15 protein-coding genes are annotated in these 15716 nt (G+C 67.0%); 5 read left to right on the plus strand and 10 right to left on the minus strand.

Features of this window, described 5'->3' with window-relative positions; all coding sequences use genetic code 11:
* Positions 1–360: 360 nt before the first annotated feature.
* The 5 genes from AB4Z10_RS03785 to AB4Z10_RS03805 all read left to right on the plus strand — a co-directional run bounded on the left by AB4Z10_RS03785 (position 361) and on the right by AB4Z10_RS03805 (position 5715).
* A complete protein-coding gene (locus AB4Z10_RS03785) occupies positions 361–1404 on the plus strand; it encodes an ABC transporter substrate-binding protein (protein ID WP_441469045.1) in 1044 nt (347 codons plus the stop codon).
* 26 nt (positions 1405–1430) lie between these two features.
* Positions 1431–2297 carry an ABC transporter permease gene (locus AB4Z10_RS03790; protein ID WP_441469046.1) on the plus strand — a complete coding sequence of 289 codons (867 nt, stop codon included), beginning with the start codon at positions 1431–1433 and terminating at the stop codon, positions 2295–2297.
* Positions 2294–3040 (plus strand): ABC transporter ATP-binding protein, encoded by a 747-nt coding sequence (locus tag AB4Z10_RS03795; protein ID WP_441469047.1) that lies wholly within the window; start codon positions 2294–2296, stop codon positions 3038–3040. The genes AB4Z10_RS03790 and AB4Z10_RS03795 overlap by 4 nt, the downstream gene beginning before the upstream one ends.
* Positions 3041–3066: 26 nt before the next feature.
* Positions 3067–4416 (plus strand): LLM class flavin-dependent oxidoreductase, encoded by a 1350-nt coding sequence (locus AB4Z10_RS03800; protein WP_441469048.1) that lies wholly within the window; start codon positions 3067–3069, stop codon positions 4414–4416.
* A gap of 270 nt (positions 4417–4686) precedes the next feature.
* A complete protein-coding gene (locus AB4Z10_RS03805; RefSeq protein ID WP_441469049.1) occupies positions 4687–5715 on the plus strand; it encodes an ABC transporter substrate-binding protein in 1029 nt (342 codons plus the stop codon).
* Between the two features lie 227 nt (positions 5716–5942).
* Here the strand turns inward: AB4Z10_RS03805 and AB4Z10_RS03810 are convergent, their stop codons facing one another.
* The 10 genes from AB4Z10_RS03810 to AB4Z10_RS03855 form a co-directional block, all read right to left on the minus strand.
* Entirely contained in the window at positions 5943–6908 is a 966-nt protein-coding gene (locus AB4Z10_RS03810; protein ID WP_441469050.1) for a 2-hydroxyacid dehydrogenase, read from the minus strand.
* A gap of 135 nt (positions 6909–7043) precedes the next feature.
* A complete protein-coding gene (locus tag AB4Z10_RS03815; protein ID WP_441469051.1) occupies positions 7044–7721 on the minus strand; it encodes an RraA family protein in 678 nt (225 codons plus the stop codon).
* Positions 7722–7730: 9 nt separating this feature from the next.
* Positions 7731–8519 carry an ABC transporter permease gene (locus tag AB4Z10_RS03820; protein ID WP_441469052.1) on the minus strand — a complete coding sequence of 263 codons (789 nt, stop codon included), beginning with the start codon at positions 8517–8519 and terminating at the stop codon, positions 7731–7733.
* On the minus strand, positions 8516–9358 hold the full coding sequence (locus AB4Z10_RS03825; protein WP_441469053.1) for an ABC transporter permease: 843 nt from the start codon (positions 9356–9358) through the stop codon (positions 8516–8518). Before AB4Z10_RS03825 ends, AB4Z10_RS03820 begins: the two co-directional genes overlap by 4 nt.
* Positions 9355–10404 (minus strand): ABC transporter ATP-binding protein, encoded by a 1050-nt coding sequence (locus tag AB4Z10_RS03830; protein WP_441469054.1) that lies wholly within the window; start codon positions 10402–10404, stop codon positions 9355–9357. The genes AB4Z10_RS03825 and AB4Z10_RS03830 overlap by 4 nt, the downstream gene beginning before the upstream one ends.
* 10 nt (positions 10405–10414) lie before the next feature.
* Positions 10415–11470 (minus strand): extracellular solute-binding protein, encoded by a 1056-nt coding sequence (locus tag AB4Z10_RS03835; protein WP_441469055.1) that lies wholly within the window; start codon positions 11468–11470, stop codon positions 10415–10417.
* 73 nt (positions 11471–11543) lie between these two features.
* Positions 11544–12368 carry a creatininase family protein gene (locus tag AB4Z10_RS03840; protein ID WP_441469056.1) on the minus strand — a complete coding sequence of 275 codons (825 nt, stop codon included), beginning with the start codon at positions 12366–12368 and terminating at the stop codon, positions 11544–11546.
* A 32-nt stretch (positions 12369–12400) separates the two neighbouring features.
* A complete protein-coding gene (locus AB4Z10_RS03845; RefSeq protein ID WP_441469057.1) occupies positions 12401–13219 on the minus strand; it encodes an ABC transporter permease in 819 nt (272 codons plus the stop codon).
* Positions 13216–14172: an ABC transporter permease gene (locus AB4Z10_RS03850; RefSeq protein WP_441469058.1), complete on the minus strand. Its 957-nt coding sequence runs from the start codon at positions 14170–14172 to the stop codon at positions 13216–13218. The genes AB4Z10_RS03845 and AB4Z10_RS03850 overlap by 4 nt, the downstream gene beginning before the upstream one ends.
* Positions 14169–15701 carry an ABC transporter substrate-binding protein gene (locus tag AB4Z10_RS03855; protein ID WP_441469059.1) on the minus strand — a complete coding sequence of 511 codons (1533 nt, stop codon included), beginning with the start codon at positions 15699–15701 and terminating at the stop codon, positions 14169–14171. Before AB4Z10_RS03855 ends, AB4Z10_RS03850 begins: the two co-directional genes overlap by 4 nt.
* Between the last annotated feature and the right edge of the window lie 15 nt (positions 15702–15716).

Below are 15716 nucleotides of genomic sequence, written 5' to 3' on the forward strand. Positions count from 1 at the left end.
GGAGAGCCAGATGCCTTCGAACTGGCCGGCGTGCTCCGGGAATCGTGGACAGTGATCTGGCTCCTGGGATCTTCCGTGGCGATTGTCGCCCGATCTCGACAGCGCCCTCACCGGGGGCCGCCATCGTGCCGTCGTCGGACATCGCCAAAAAACCCGCCATGCATCAGATCGAAACCCGGCCACGGAACCGCGGCGGGCCAATTCATTCCCGAAACCACCCTTCGGTTTGGAACGTTCTTCGCATCCGAGACGTATATTAAAAAGAACGTTTGTTTGACTTAACGAACGTTTCCTTTGCAGAATTTGACGATCGCCGCGTCATCGGGACGCCGCACGGCAAATACTGCGAAAGGGACGGATATGGTCAGCGCGACCGATCTCGCGAAACGCTTGGACGCCAGCCGCCGGACCCTGCTGAAGGCGTCGCTGGCCCTGCCGCTTCTGGCTTGCGCGGTTGGCGGGGCAGCGGCGCAGGACGCCCTTCCCAAGCAAATCCCTGCCGGCACGAAGCTGGTTGTCGCCGATCAGAACGAGGCGTTGCAGACGCTGATCCGCGCCTCGGGCGTGCAGGCCAAGCTGTCGAGCAACGTCACCTACGCCAATTTCCTTGGAGGCCCGGCGATCCTGGAGGCCTTCCGCGCCGGCGCACTGGATCTCGCCACCGTCGGCAATACGCCGCCGATCCAGGCGCATGCTGCGGGCGAACGGATCCCGATCGTCGCCGCGCGCGTCTCCTCCGAGACCGATTACTTCCTCGCCGTCCGTCCCGGGCTGAAGATCAAAAGCCTCGAGGAACTGAAGGGCAAAAGCATCGCCTATGGCGAGGGCACTGGACGCCAGCCCTTCGTGCTGAACGCGCTGAAGCTTGCCGGGCTGACCCGCAAGGATGTCAAGCTCGTACCCCTGAGAGCCGCCGACTTTCCGGATGCGATACGGACCGGCCAGGTCGATGTGGCCGCGCTCAACGAACCGCATTTCTCTCGCTACCTCGCCGACTTCGCCGATCGCGGCGCAAGCGCGCTGCCGAAGGAGCAGAATGACCGGCTGCCCAAGAGCCTAACCTACCTCTACGCAAGCCAGAAGGCTCTCGATGACCCGGCAAAGGCCGCAGCGATCCGCGAATTCGTTGGGGGCTGGATCGACGCCAGCCGCTGGTCGCACAAGAACGTCGATGCCTGGGTCGACGCCTACTACGTCAAGCGCCAGAACCTGAAGCCGGCCGACGGCAGCAAGATCGTCGAGTCTGAAGGCGACTTCCAGTTTCCGCTGCTGGCCGGCCTGATCGCCAAGCAGCAGTCCCTGATCGACGTGATCCACGAGGCGGGCGATCTGCCGAAGCGGCTCGACGCGCGGGAGGAGTTCGACCTGCGCTTCGACGAGGTCATCGCCGCCAAGACCAACTGACGCGCCGGTCGGAACGGATGGACGCCATGAGCCTGATCACCTACGCCACCGGGTTTCAAGCTGGCGCGGAAACCGGCGGGCATTCTGCGGGCTCGGCCGGAACCCAGGCGCCGCGGTCGCCGCAACTCGCGCCGTCGCGGCTGCCACCGGGCGGAATCCTGTTCGGCCCGATCGCATTGGTCGCCATCTGGGAACTGGCCTCGAGCATCGGCTGGCTTTCCCCGAAATTCCTTGCCGCGCCATCGACCGCCGTCCTGACGGGCATCGAGCTCCTGAGCAACGGCACGCTCGCCGACCACTTCCTCGCCTCGGCCCAGCGCGCCTATCTCGGCCTCGGCATCGGCGTTGCCATCGGACTTGCCATGGCGCTTGCGGCCGGCCTCAGCCGCATCGGCGAGGCCTCCCTCGACGGGCTGGTGCAGATCAAGCGTGCCGTGCCGACGCTGGCCCTGATCCCGCTCGCCATTCTCTGGCTCGGCATCGGCGAGGCAATGAAGGTCGCGCTCATCGCCTCCAGCGTGCTGGTGCCCATCTACATCAATACCCATGCCGCGCTGCGGGGCATCGATATCCGCCATGTCGAGCTTGCCCGCAGCGTCGGGCTTTCCCGCGGAGCGTTCCTGCGTGAGGTCGCGCTGCCCGGCGCGCTGCCGGGCTTCTTCACCGGCTTGAGGCTCGCCGTCACCACCTGCTGGACGGCGCTCGTCGTTCTCGAGCAGATCAACACCACCGAGGGTATCGGCTATCTGATGAACCGCGCCCGCGACTACGGCCAGACCGATGTCATCGTCGTCGGCCTCGCGATCTACGCCATCCTTGGCCTCGGCTCCGATTTCGCGGTCAGGTTCTGGGAGCGCCGGGCGCTGTCCTACCGCAAGGCGCTGGCGTCATGAACGCCTCGGCCCATCCCCTCCGCCTGCCACACGGCCATGTGCCCGCCGCCGTCAGCCTGCGCGGAGTCACGCGCCGCTTCTCGGGCCGCACGGTGTTGTGCGACGTTTCACTCGACTTCGCGCCAGGCGAGTTCGTCGCGCTCATCGGCAAAAGCGGTTCGGGCAAGAGCACGCTGTTGCGGGCCCTGGCGGGCCTCGACGACGGCGTCGAAGGTGAAGGCCGGATCGGCGTGCCCACCGATCGTTCGGTGCTCTTTCAGGACTCCCGGCTGCTGCCCTGGAAGACTGTGCTGCAGAACGTCGTCTTCGGCCTGCGCGCGGTGGATGCGGACGAACGCGGCCGCGCCGCGCTCGCCGATGTCGGGCTCGGCGGGCGCGAGGAGGCCTGGCCGAATGCGCTCTCCGGCGGCGAACAGCAGCGGGTGGCACTGGCGCGCTCGCTGGTGCGCCAGCCGCGCCTGCTCCTGGCGGACGAGCCCTTTGGCGCGCTCGACGCACTGACGCGCATCAGGATGCACGAGCTGCTCTTCCGCCTGATCCGCCAGCATCAGCCCACGGTTCTGCTGGTCACCCACGATGTCGACGAGGCGATCAAGCTCGCCGACCGCGTCCTGGTGATGGAGGCTGGCCGCGTCACTGTCGACCGGCCCGTCATTCTGGCGCATCCGCGCCTCAAGGATCCCAATTTTGAGGCCTTGCGCGGCGAATTGCTCGCAGCGCTGGGCCTCTCAGACGCCGTCTAGACCTCACCGAGCAGGATTGACCCGCCATGGCACGCGAACTTCACCTCAATCTCTTCATCAACGGCCGCGGTCACCACGAGACGGCCTGGCGCCATCCCGCCTCGACGAAAAAGGCACTGAGCGATCTTTCCTATTACCGCGATCTCGCGCTTGCTGCGGAAGCGGCAAAGCTGGATTCGATCTTCTTCGCCGATCAGCTCGCTCTCGGCGACGAGCTCGCTCACGCAGCGCGCGGGGAACTGGAGCCGATCACGCTGCTGGGCGCGCTCGCTGCGCTGACCGATCGGATCGGGCTGATCGCGACGGCATCGACGACCTACAACGAGCCCTACAACCTCGCGCGCCAGTTCGCGTCGCTGGACCACATCAGCGGCGGCCGCATTGGCTGGAACATCGTCACGTCCTGGGCTCCGGGCGCGGCCGCCAACTTCGGTCAGGTTTCCCAGGTCGGTCTCGACCAGCGCTATGCACGCGCCCACGACTTCGTCGAAACCGTTTCCAAGCTCTGGGACAGCTGGGCCAGGGACGCCATCGTCGACGACCGCGAGCGCGGGATCTACGCCCTCCCCGATCGCGTCCGGCGCGCCGGTCACCGGGGCAGCCATGTCAGCGTCGCGGGAGCGCTCAACATCCCGCGATCGCCGCAGGGCCGCCCCGTCTTCGTTCAGGCCGGCGCCTCGACCGACGGCCGTGCCTTTGCCGCGCGCTACGCCGAGGCCATCTTCACCGCGCATCTGGACAAGGAGAGCGCGATCGCATTCTACGCGGACATCAAGACGCAGGCGCGCGCTGTCGGCCGGAGTCCCGACCAGATCGTCATCCTGCCCGGCCTCAGCGCCGCCATCGGCTCGACCGAGGCGGAAGCGAAACGAGTCTGGGAGGAGCTGAACGAACTCTCGCATCCCAGCGTCGGGCTCGCCAGGCTGTCGAGCCGCTTCGGCGGCCACGACTTCTCGCATCTCGAGCTCGATCAGGTTCTGTCGGTCGACGATTTCCCCGATCCCTCGCAAGTCCAGGCCTCGCGCAGCCGGGCCCAGTCGATCACCGCGCTCGTCGCGCGCGAGCGGCCGACATTGCGCGGTCTGCTGCACAGCCTGGCCGGAGCACGCGGCCATTTCACCGCAACCGGGACACCCGAGCAGATCACCGACATCATCGAGGACTGGTTCACGTCGGGTGCAGCTGACGGCTTCAACGTCATGCCGCCGATCCTGCCGGCGCAGTTCGACATCTTCGCGAGCGAGGTCGTGCCGCTGCTGCGCAAGCGCGGTCTGTTCAGAAGCGAATATGGCGACGGGACGCTGCGCGACCGACTGGGCCTCGATCCTGTTCCCAGCCAGTTCGACCCGCCTGTGCCGGTGAAACGCTCAGCCTGAGCGCCACACCGTCCGGCCCTCGACAGACGGCTGTACCGTTCCTGTCTCGCGCAAACCTGCCCGACGACCGAAGCCGTTATGGCCGACAGCCCCTCGCGCCGGCCAATCGCTACGCCTGTTGGCGAGAGAAGTCTGTTTCCGCATCGCATGGCCGGGGCAGCGCTTTCATTCTATCCCGGCATCGCGATTTGGAAGCAATGCCCCCTACTCCGGTGCGATAACGCGGAGTTGCTGCCTCGGCCCTGAGGTCGCGCGGAAGCGGAACCTGAGATGATCGACCGTAGAACCCTGCTTGCTCTGGCGGCCGGCTCCGTGGCCGGGATTGGCCCCGGCTTCGCCCAGGGCGCCACCCTGCGCATCGGCTACGTACCGGTCATCGGAGCGAGTGCCTTGTTCGTCCTCGCCGGTGACGGCTCGGCACGGGATGCCGGCCTCGATCTGAAGCTCAACAAATTCGACTCCGGCCCGAACGCCATCCAGGCTTTTGCCTCCGGCACGATCGATATTCTCGTCATCGGCGTCGCACCGGTTGCGGTGGCTCGTTCCCGCGGCCTGGACACGTCCGTCATCGCAGCCGCAGCGGTCGGCGGCACGGCCTTTATGGCCGGCCCGAACCTCGCCAAGGCCTTCGCCGAGAACGCCAACGATCCAGCCAGGGCCTTCGCGGCGTTTCGCGTCGCGACGGGTCGCAAGGCAAAGCTCGGCACGCTTCCGCCGGGCGGCGTGCCGACCGTTGCCCTCCACCACTGGCTCTGGAAGATCGGCAAGGTCGACCGCGCCGATGTCGAGATCGTCAACATGGGCATCGAGGTCGTTCAACAAGCCATGCTGACCGGTGCCGTCGACGGCGGCACGCTGCTCGAGCCCTCGGCCACCCTGGTGTCCGAGCGTGACCCGCGCATCAAGCGCATCGTCAACTCGCCGGACATGTTCCCGAGCATTCCCGGCGTCGTCGTCGCAGCCTCCGGCGCTCTCATCAAGAACCAACCGGAGGTGGCCGAACGCTTCGTCGGGCTTTTCCATCGAGCGACCGAGCGGATTCGCAACGAGCCGGCCAAGGTCGCCCCGTTCGTGCTTGCTGCTCTGGGCGGCGACCTGGTCGCCGAGGCGACGATCACGCGAGCACTCGCCTCGCCAGCGGTGAGCTTCGTCAACGACCCCGCCCAGATCCGCAAGGCGACCGAGGAGCTGCTGGCTTATCAGGTGGAGCTCGGCGATTTTCCTCAGGCGCCAGCGTTGAGCGGCCTGTTCAATCAGGCCCTGTACGAACGCGGCGTGCAGACGGCGGTGGTGCGCTGAGTACCACGACTGGCGAGAGCGTGCGCCATCGATCGGCCTGACGCAGGAAAACCGCCACGGCCGTGCCGATCACCTGCGCCTGGAATGGCGCGCATACGAACGGCACATCCGCTTCACTCCTGAATGCGTCATGACGGGACATTGGACCATCGCAAGCAACGGGACATTCACGTCCCGCGCCTCGGGGTGGCGTTTCGACCCGTTCCTGCCATCGACAGCGTCCGCTTTCACACCACCAGATCGCGCTCTGGCACCGGCTCGCCGCGCGAAACACGCGCCATGTTGTCGAACATGCGCTTCACCGTCGGCACGAAATTATCGGCGGCCATTGCCGCAAGGTGCGGAGTCACCACGAGATTGTCGAGCGTGAGCAACTCGCTGTTGGCCGGCAGCGGCTCGATTGAGAACACGTCCATGGCCGCGCCGGCAATCTCCCTCGCCTTCAGCCCCGCGATCAGGTCGGTCTCGTTGACGACACCGCCGCGCGCGACATTGACCAGCACCGCCGTCTTCTTCATCGCCTTCAAGGCCGCCAGATCGATCAGGTCGGTCGTCTCCGGCGTCAGCGGACAATGCAGCGAGACGACGTCCGCCTGTGCCAAAATCTCCGGCAGCGACGCATGCCGGACACCGAGCGCGGCTTCCGTCGCCGCATCGAGCGGCTGGCGCTTGCTGTAGAGGATGGTGCAGCCGAAGCCCTTGAGCAGCTTCGCCAGGCTCTGGCCGATCGCGCCGAAGCCGATGATGCCGACCGTCTTGCCCGAGAGCATGAAGGTGTCGCCCGGCAGCTTGCCGGTGGCCCAATGCCCCTGCTTCAGCTCGGCATTTCCATAAGCGATGAAACGCAGCGCCGAGAGCGTGAGGCCCAGCGCGAATTCGGCGACCGGCACGGCATTGGAGCCAGTCGTGCGCGCCACCGTGATGCCGAGTTCCTTGGCTGCGGCGATATCGATGTTGTCGTAGCCGACGCCCCATTTGTGCAGCAGCTTCAGCTTCTTCGCCGCCCGCAGCACATCGGCCGAAACGCCGACCTGCCCGGAGATCGCGTAGTCGGCCTCGGCGATGATCTCCTTCATGTGCTCGTCGCCGCGCGCGGTCCCATGCGTCAGCACGAAGCCATCAGGCAGCAGCGCACGCAGCCGCTCGGCCCGCTCGGGGCTGGTCATGTCGAGGAGGACGATGGTCTCGGGCATGGAAAGGTCCAGTCGAATGCTCAAGTCAGATGAGGAAAGGGGCAGTGCCGGGGCTTGGGGCAACGGTCGCCCCCTGCCCCGGAACGGCGACGCCGGGGCAGGACAGGGGATATCGGCGCGCTCCCGCGCCGGACATCAGCCCTTCTGCGCCAGCGCGTCGAGGACCATCTTGGTCGCGCCGGAGATGTCTCCGAGCTTCTCGCCGGCCTTCACGCGCTCCTGGTTGCGTTCACCACGCTCCTGCCGCGCGATGGCCGCGTCGGCGATCGCCTCGGCTTCGGCCCGCGGCAGCACCAGTACTCCGGATTCGTCGGCGAGGATGACGTCACCCGCCTTGACCGGCACGTTGCCGCAGGAAATCGGCAGGTTGAGTGTGCCACCGAGGTTGTAGAGCCTCGTGGTGATCGGCGACATGCCGCGGCACCACATCGGAAAATCGGAATCCTCGAGCTCGGCGAGATCGGTGCAGGGACCGTCGACGATCCCGCCGACCGCGCCGGCCGCCTTGGCCGCGACGGTGACGCCGCCGCCCCAGCAGGCATGCTTGTCGTCGCCGAGCCGGTCGACGACGAGGATGTCTCCGGGGCGCAACAGGCCGAGCGCGTGGTGCAGCAGGGTCGAATCCTGTCCCGGAATCGCCAGTGTCACGGCGGCGGCGGCGATGCGCTTGCCGCGCAGCAGCGGCTGGATGCCACGATCCATGAAACCCCAATGCTGCGAATGGCCGATGGTCGCGGTCTCGACCTTCTGCAGCTTTTCGACGAGCGCCGCCGGCAATTGCTCGGGCATGGGTTCGATGCGGTAGTCTGGCATGGATCTCTCCTATTTTCCGACGGCGCGGGCGACGCCGACGAGGCGTTCGACCACGAGGACGACGGCGAGCGTGGCGACGATGAGAACGACGGACAGAGCCGCGATCAGCGGATCGGTACGGCCTTCGACATAGCGGACCATCTCGACCGGCAGCGTCGAGGCGCGCGGCCCTGCGATGAAGAGCGAGATCACCGTCTCGTCGAAGGACAGCAGGAAGGACAGGCAAGCGCAGGCGATCAGCCCGGGCGTTGCCAGCGGCAACGTCACCCGGCGTACGACGCGCAAGGGCGAAGCTCCGAGCGTAGCAGCCGCCGCCTCGATATCATCAGGCAGGTTGGCGAGCGCGGTCGTCATCATGCGGATCACAAAGGGCACCGTCACCGTCATGTGGCCGAGGACGAGGCCAGGCAGCGTCGCCGTCAGCTTGAGGGGCGAGAAGAACAGCAGCAGCGCAAGGCCAGTGATCAGCGTCGGCAGCAGGAGCGGCGCCAGGAAAAAGCCGGTCAGCGCGTCCTTGCCGGCGAAGCGTCCTTTCGCGAGGGCGAGCGCCGCCGGCACACCGATCGCGAGCGAGAGCAGCGCCACGACCGCGGCGATCCGCACGCTCAGCCAGAGCGCCGCAAGCAGCGGCCCGTTGCCGGCGAGCTGCTGGTACCAGCGCAGCGAATAGCCGGAAGGCGGAAACAGGATGAAATTGTCCGCCGAGAAGGACAGCATGACGACGACGACGATCGGCGACAGGATCAGCACATAGACCAGCGCCGCGAAGCCGGAGAGAACGCGCCCTGCCCCGGTCATCGCTGCAGCCTCCGCGCCACCAGGTTGGACACAACGAGCAGGGCGAGCAGCAGGACGAGCGTGTAGATCGCCAGAACTGCCGCGACCGGCCAATTGGTGTTGGTCGTCGCCTGCTCGAAAATCTCGGTCGCCAGCACGAAGACCCGCCCGCCGCCGAGCAGCTTGGGCGTGATGTAGGCCGACATCGACAGCACGAAACCAAGCCCCGCCGCGAGCGCGATCGCCGGCAGGCTGAGCGGCAGGGTGACGCGCCAGAAGGTGCGGAACGGCGAGGCGCCGAGCGAGCGCGCGGCTTCCTCCAGCGTGCGGTCGAGCCGGCCAAAGCCGGCGAGCAGCGCCAGGATCATATAGGGCATGATGCTTTCGGCGAGGCCGATGGTGACGCCGGTCCAGTTGAATACGAGCTTCAGCGGCGTCGCGATCAGCCCCAGCGATTGCAGCGTGGTGTTGACCAGCCCGCGATCGCCGAGAATGGCGAGCCAGCCGAAGACGCGCACCACGCCGGAGACCAGCATGGGCATGATCGCGACGACCGCCAGCAGGCCGCGAAAGCGAGAGTCCGTCCTGAACAGGAAGAGCGAAACGGGATAGGCGAGGCACAACGCGATCAGCGTCGACACCGCCGAGAGCCAGAGCGAATTCAGCGTCAGTTCGAAGGTGAAGCTGTCATGGAAGGTTGCGCGCCAGGTTTCCAGCGACCAGGCCTCGACCATTGCGCCGGTCGGCCCGACCTCGTTGAAGGCGTTGCGGAACAGCCCGAGCGATGGCCAGACATAGATGACGAGAACGAACAGTGTCGCAGGGATCAGGAGCAGCGGCAGGCGCCGCGAGGCTGTCATGATGCCTCGCAGGCGAAGATGCGGCTCTCTCTGCGCGGCCAGACGACCGCCACCGCGGCGCCTTCGGTGGGAGCCGCGGTTCCAGACGGCATCTCGACCGTAAGTTGGCCGCCACCACCTTCGACAAGCACCTCGACATGGTCGCCCACATAGACGCTGCGAAGCACGCGCCCGGTCAATCGCGCCATGCCTTCCCCGCCGGGCTCGGAAGCCGGCGCGATCCGCATGCGCTGTGGCCTGACGAAGAGATCGGCATTTTCAGCCGCTTCCACCGGCACGGCCTGTCCCCATACGGTTGCCCGCCCCTGCGCGTCGCGCTGGATCGGCAGCACGTTGGCGCGCCCGACGAATTCCGCGACGAAGCGCGTCGCAGGCCGCTCGTAGATATCCTCGGCGCTGCCGATCTGCGCGATGCGGCCGCGATGCATCACGGCGATGCGGTCGCACATCGTCAGCGCCTCGACCTGATCATGCGTGACGAACAGCGTGGTGATGCCGAGCGAGCGCTGGATCGAGCGGATCTCGTGCCGCATCGCGTCGCGCAGCTTGGCGTCGAGATTGGACAGGGATTCGTCGAGCAGGAGGACGGAAGGCCGGATCACCAGCGCCCGCGCCAGCGCGACACGCTGCTGCTGGCCGCCCGACAGTTCCTTGGGACGGCGCTGGCCGAGCCCGGCAAGCCTGACGAGCGCCAGCGCCTCGTCGACACGCCTGACGATCTCCGGCTTGGCAACGCCCCGCTCCTCCAGCCCGAAGGCGATGTTGCGGGCCACCGACAGATGCGGGAACAGCGCATAGGACTGGAAGACATAACCCATGTTGCGCCGGTGCGGCGGCAACCGGGTAATCTCGGTGCTGTCGAGCGAGATCGCGCCCTGATCGGGCGCGACGAGGCCGGCGAGCATGCGCAAGGTGGTCGTCTTGCCGCAACCGGAGGGCCCGAGCAGCGCGACGGACTCGCCCTGCTCCACCGACAGCGACACGTCGTCCACGGCGACGGAGTTGCCGTAGCGCTTCTGCAGGCGGGAGAGTTCGAGATAGCTCATCGCAAACCGCTCAGCGCGCCGCCGCGATGACCTCGCGCCGCCAGCGATTGTTCCACTGGTCGCGCAGCTTCAGGATCTCGTTCCAGTCGACCGGGATCATGCGCGCGCGATTTTCCGGCGAGGCGGCCGTGCGTGCCAGGGCCTTGGCTTCGATCTCGGCCTTGCCGTTGGTCGGCGCATAGAACATCCGCTCGGTGAACGCCTTCTGCGCGGCCTGCGACAGGGCATGCGCCACGAAGGCTGCGGCTGCCGCCCTGTTCTTCGAGCCGGCGGTCAGGTTGATCGTGTTGACCTGGAAGACCGAGCCTTCCGGCGGGAGCAATGCGTTGATCTTGCCGCCGGTCTGGTCGGAATAGAGCTGGGCGCGGGCATTCCATCCGGTCGCCACCTTCGCCACGCCGTTGAGGATCAGCGAATAGCCGTCGGGATTGGGATCGAAGGTGCTCACGCCCGGTGCGAGCTCCTTGAGCTTCTTCATCGCGGCATCGATGGATTTGCGATAGTCGCCGCCTTCCATCTTCTCGGTCATCGCCGTCAGCGCCAGCCCCTGGATGTTCGGCGGCGCGGCGAGCGCGATCTGGCCCTTGAGATCAGGGCGCCAGAGATCGGCGAGCTTGGCGAGCTGCGGCTTCAAGGCTGCATCCTGCACGATGACGAGGTGGTCGAAGGTGACGGCAGGGCCGTACTCGCCGCCGGCGGCGCGGGCCTCCGGCAACAGCTCGTTGAGTACCGGGAACTCGGCGGGGGTCAGCTTCTCGAACAGCCCCTCGATGTTGCCGATGCTGGAGGTGGTGACGTCCATGATCGCCACGTCGGTCTGCGGATCGGCCTTCTGCGCCCGCACGCTGCCGACCATCTGGGCCGAGGTGCCCCCGGGCACGTAGTTCACCTTGACGCCGGGATGCGCTTGCAGAAACGGCTCGATCACCGCCTTGGTATAGTTGTCCTGGAAGATGCCGGAATAGGACATCAACGTGATCTGCCCCGACAGCGTCTGCGACCTCGGGATGGCAGGCGCTGCGATGGTGGCGAGGCCGGATTGGACGACGAGACGGCGGGTGATCATCAGAACCTCCTGCTGGAGCGCCGCCCCGGCCGAGCGCCGGAGCAGCGGGCTGCGGTGGTGGGCGTGCCGCCGCTCAGGCCGGAACCTTGGCGGCGAAATGGGCGACGAAGCGGGAGACGATCTCGCTCAGCTTTTCGGCGAGCTTGGCTCCGGTCTCGGGCGAGCACAGCTTCGGATCGCCCTTGCCGACGCCGTCATGATAGACCTCGTCGTATTCGTGCGGCACTCCGACCTCGGCCCCTTCAAAGCTGGCGGTGCCGAGCCCGGTGAAGGGCAGATCGAGCACGGGATCGCGCTTCAGCGCCTTGCCAGCCGGCACGAAGTCGGGACGCATCAGTTCCGGGAAGAGATGCAGGCCGAGACTGGTCAGCGGATCGGCGCCATGGCCGGAGACCTTCGCCGACATCTCGGCGCCGACGATGCCCGGCAGCATGCCGTAGGCGATACGCCAGAGATAGAGGCTCGGCAGCACGATGCGCTCGCGCTGGTAGAGTTCGCGCGCGACCTCCGAGATCGGCCCGACATTGCCGCCATGGCCGTTGATGACGATGATCCGTGTCAGGCCGTTGCGATGCAGCGAGTCGACCATCTCGGCGATCACCGCCGTCAGCGTCGCCTGCGAGATCGCGATGCCGCCGATCATCGGCCCGAACCAGTCGGCGCCGCCATAGGGCAGCACCGGGGCGACAAGCGTCCGGACACCGGCCTTGCTCGCCTGGAGCGCGGCGAGCTCCGCGATCTTCTCGGCGAGCAGATAGTCGCCCATCGGGGCGTGGGGCCCCTGGTCCTCATGGCTGCCCATCGGCAGCAGGATCACCGGGTTGGACTTGAGCAGCTCACGCGCCTCCCCGCCGGTGATGGTGCCCATATGGACGAGAGGTTCGGTCTTGGCGGCCATGGCGAGGTCCTTCTCTTGAATTCGGTTGGTGTTCAGCGTTCCGCCGTGCGCGGATCGAGGATGTCGCGCAGCGCGTCGCAGAGCAGGTTCATCGCGAGGATGGTCAGCGTCAGCACGGCGCAGGGCCAGAGCAGCAGCAGCGGGGCCTGCTCCATCGTCGAGCGCGCCCCGCGGATCATCAGCCCCCAGGACGGCGCGGGCGGTACGACGCCGAGCCCGAGAAACGAAAGGCCGCTCTCGATCACCACCGCGGCCGCGACGGCGAGCGAGAACTGCACGAGCAACGGCCCCGCGATGTTGGGCAGCACGGTTCGGAACAGCAGATGCGTGGAGCTGGCGCCGAGCGCCCGCGTCGCCTCGACATAGTCGCGCCCCTTCACCGCCAGCACCTCGGCATAGGTCACGCGCGCAAAGCCGGGCAGATAGAGCACCGACAGGACCAGGATCAGCGTCGCGGCTCCCGGGCCGAGCAGCGTCACGACCAGCAGCGCCAGCAGCACCGGCGGAAAGCACATGATGATCTCGACGCTGCGCACCGTCAGGAACGCCCCCCAGCTCCTCGCCCATCCGCCGATCAGCCCCAGCGTGATGCCGACGAGCCCGGCTGCCAGCGCCGAGGCGAAGGCGACGGAAAGGCTGGTGCGCGCACCCCAGATCAGCCGCGAGAGCACGTCGCGGCCGAACTCGTCGCGGCCGAGCCAGGATCCGGTCATCGGTCCAGCCAGCCGGTTCGCGACGTCCTGTCGGATCGGATCGGGCAGCGGCAGCAGCGGCGCGGCAAGCGCGATCAGGACGATCAGCGCGACGCAGCCACCCGGCAGAGCCAGCTTTGTCAGGCCACGCCGTCTCATGCCGCCTGCACCCGCGGATCGATCGCCGCATGCAGCAGCTCGACGAGGAGGTTGATCAGCAGAAACAGCACCGAAATCGTCAGGATGATGCCGACGACCATCGGGTAATCGCGTCCTTCGACGGCCCGCAGCAGCGGCGTCGACAGCCCGGGCCAGTTGAAGACGTATTCGACGAGCACGGTGCCGCCGAGCAGCGTGCCCATCTGCAGGCCCAGCACGGTGACGACCGGGTTCAGCGCGTTGCGCAGCACATGCACGACCAGCACCCGCCGCGGCGACAGGCCCTTGGCGCGGGCTGTGCGGACATAGTCATGGGCGAGCGCATCGAGCGTCGCCGCCCGCGTCATCCGGAACAGGACGGCGGCGAGCCCCTTGGCGATGGCGATCGCCGGCAGGGTGAGGAGCTTGAGATGCTGCGCCGGGTCCTGCGCGAAGGGCACGTAGCCGCCCGCCGGCATCAGCCGCAGCATCTGCGCCAGCACGAGCACCAGCAGCGTGCCGACGACGAAGACCGGCACCGCCAGGAGCAGCGCCGTCATCCAGGAGGCGATGCGATCGAACGCTCCGCCGCGATGAACCGCGGCGTAGACCCCCGCGGGAACTCCGATCACGACCGCGATCAGTGCTCCTGCCAGGATCAACTCCAATGTGCGCGGCAGCCTGAGCGCGATTTCCTGCACCACCGGATAGTCGTCGACCAGCGAGGCGCCGAGATCGCCGCGCGCCAGGCCGCCGAGGAAATGGCCGTATTGCGCCAGCAGGGGCCGATCGAGCCCGAGCTTCTCGCGCAGCTCCGCCACCGAAGCCGGATCAGGCACGACGCCGGCCGTCGACAGCAGAAGCTCCGCCGGATCGCCCGGCACCATGTGAAGCGCCAGGAAGACGATCGTCGCCACCAGCCAGGCCGTCAGCAAGGTCAGGATCAATCGCCGTCCGAGCCAGGCCGCGCTCATCCGAAATAGGTCTCCTCGAGCATGTTGCCGGAGGAGTTGGAGAGCGCGCCGGGCAGGTTGGTGAACCCCTGCACGCTCTTGTCCATCCCGTAGCCCTGCTGCCGCCAGGCGAGGCCGACCAGCGGCACCTCCTCCAATGCGGCGCGCTGCATCTCCTTGTAGATGTCGATGCGCTTAGCCTGGTCGAACTCAGCCCGCCCCGCGGCGAGCGCAGCGATCGTGCGCGGCGCGTCCACCTTGAAGGAGCGGCCATGCGAGGGCGAGAGCGAGGTATCGAGCACGACGGTCAGCCCATCCGGGTCGTTGTTGTCGGAGGAGACGCCATGGATCGCCATGTCGTACTGCCCGCGCGAGCCGCGGCTCACCCGCGTCGACCAGTCCGGCAACTGCAGCTCCGCCTGGATCCCGATCGCCGCGAGATATTGCTGGACGATCTCGGCAGTATCCTTGTGCATGCCGAACTGAGCCGTGGCGAGGAGCGTCGTCTGGAAGCCGTTGGCGAAGCCCGCCTCGGCCAGCAGGGCCTTGGCGCGCGCCGGATCGTAGTTCCAGCCATGCGCCAGCTCCTTGTCGTACCAGGGCGTGCCCTCGGCGATCGGCAGCCCCTCGAGCGGCTTGCCGCGGCCGAAGAAGGCGACCTTGACGATGTCCTCGCGCTTCACCGCATGGGCCACGGCCCGGCGCACGCGCGGGTCGTTGAAGGGCGGCTTCGTGCCGTTGAACAGCACGTCCATGAACGGCCCTTCCTGATTGTCGAGCTTGAGCCGCGGATCGGCTTCGACCGCCGCCATCGACTGCCAGGGCACATACTCGATCATGTCGACATCGCCCGAGATCAGCGCCGCATTGCGCAGGTTCTCGTCGGCGTAGACGACGAACTTGATGCTCTTGAGCTTCGGGATGCCCGGCTTGTAGAACTTGTCGAAGGCGGCGAGCTCGAGCGAAGTGCCGCGCTCCTGCCCGACGAGGCGGTAGGGGCCGGCACCGATCGGCTCGTTCGGGCTCGACTTCCGCCAGATCACGAAGGTGTTGTAGTTGGCAAACCAGCTCGGCAGCGTCGCCTGCGGCCCTTTGGTGACGAGGCGGATCGTCTGCGGATCCGGAATCTCGATCCGCTCGACCAGCTGGAACTGCGCCCGCATATAGGCGGTCGATTTTTCGCCGGCGATCTGCTCGATCGACCACTTCACGTCGTCGGCCGTGACCGGCTCGCCGTTGTGGAAGACGCAGCCCTTGCGCAGCTTGAAGACCCAGGCGCCTTCCGCATCGCGCGACCAGGATTCCGCCAGCTCGCCGCGGAGCTCGCCCTTGGGGTCATAAGAGACGAGGCTGCGGTGGATCAGCATCTTCACAGTGCCCGCCGAGGCACCGGTCGAAACCCATGGCTGCAGATTGGGCGGGAAGGCGGAGAGCCCGTAGCGAATGATGCCGGAGGAGCGCTGGGCGCGTGCAGGACTGCTCAGGAAGGGCGAGGCCAGGAGTGGAACAGCAAGGCCACCACCAAGGACGGAACGGCGAGAGATGGTCATCGGCTGATCCTCTGC

The organism is Allobosea sp. RAF48, from assembly GCF_052114025.1.
Taxonomy (GTDB): Bacteria; Pseudomonadota; Alphaproteobacteria; order Rhizobiales; family Beijerinckiaceae; genus Allobosea.

Coding starts and splice junctions, on each gene's coding strand:
- AB4Z10_RS03820 (WP_441469052.1), bottom strand. CDS start 8,519: ATGACCGGGGCAGGGCGCGTTCTCTCCGGCTTCGCGGCGCTGGTCTAT.
- AB4Z10_RS03840 (WP_441469056.1), bottom strand. CDS start 12,368: ATGGCCGCCAAGACCGAACCTCTCGTCCATATGGGCACCATCACCGGC.
- AB4Z10_RS03825 (WP_441469053.1), bottom strand. CDS start 9,358: ATGACAGCCTCGCGGCGCCTGCCGCTGCTCCTGATCCCTGCGACACTG.
- AB4Z10_RS03800 (WP_441469048.1), top strand. CDS start 3,067: ATGGCACGCGAACTTCACCTCAATCTCTTCATCAACGGCCGCGGTCAC.
- AB4Z10_RS03835 (WP_441469055.1), bottom strand. CDS start 11,470: ATGATCACCCGCCGTCTCGTCGTCCAATCCGGCCTCGCCACCATCGCA.
- AB4Z10_RS03805 (WP_441469049.1), top strand. CDS start 4,687: ATGATCGACCGTAGAACCCTGCTTGCTCTGGCGGCCGGCTCCGTGGCC.
- AB4Z10_RS03855 (WP_441469059.1), bottom strand. CDS start 15,701: ATGACCATCTCTCGCCGTTCCGTCCTTGGTGGTGGCCTTGCTGTTCCA.
- AB4Z10_RS03850 (WP_441469058.1), bottom strand. CDS start 14,172: ATGAGCGCGGCCTGGCTCGGACGGCGATTGATCCTGACCTTGCTGACG.
- AB4Z10_RS03785 (WP_441469045.1), top strand. CDS start 361: ATGGTCAGCGCGACCGATCTCGCGAAACGCTTGGACGCCAGCCGCCGG.
- AB4Z10_RS03830 (WP_441469054.1), bottom strand. CDS start 10,404: ATGAGCTATCTCGAACTCTCCCGCCTGCAGAAGCGCTACGGCAACTCC.
- AB4Z10_RS03790 (WP_441469046.1), top strand. CDS start 1,431: ATGAGCCTGATCACCTACGCCACCGGGTTTCAAGCTGGCGCGGAAACC.
- AB4Z10_RS03845 (WP_441469057.1), bottom strand. CDS start 13,219: ATGAGACGGCGTGGCCTGACAAAGCTGGCTCTGCCGGGTGGCTGCGTC.
- AB4Z10_RS03810 (WP_441469050.1), bottom strand. CDS start 6,908: ATGCCCGAGACCATCGTCCTCCTCGACATGACCAGCCCCGAGCGGGCC.
- AB4Z10_RS03815 (WP_441469051.1), bottom strand. CDS start 7,721: ATGCCAGACTACCGCATCGAACCCATGCCCGAGCAATTGCCGGCGGCG.
- AB4Z10_RS03795 (WP_441469047.1), top strand. CDS start 2,294: ATGAACGCCTCGGCCCATCCCCTCCGCCTGCCACACGGCCATGTGCCC.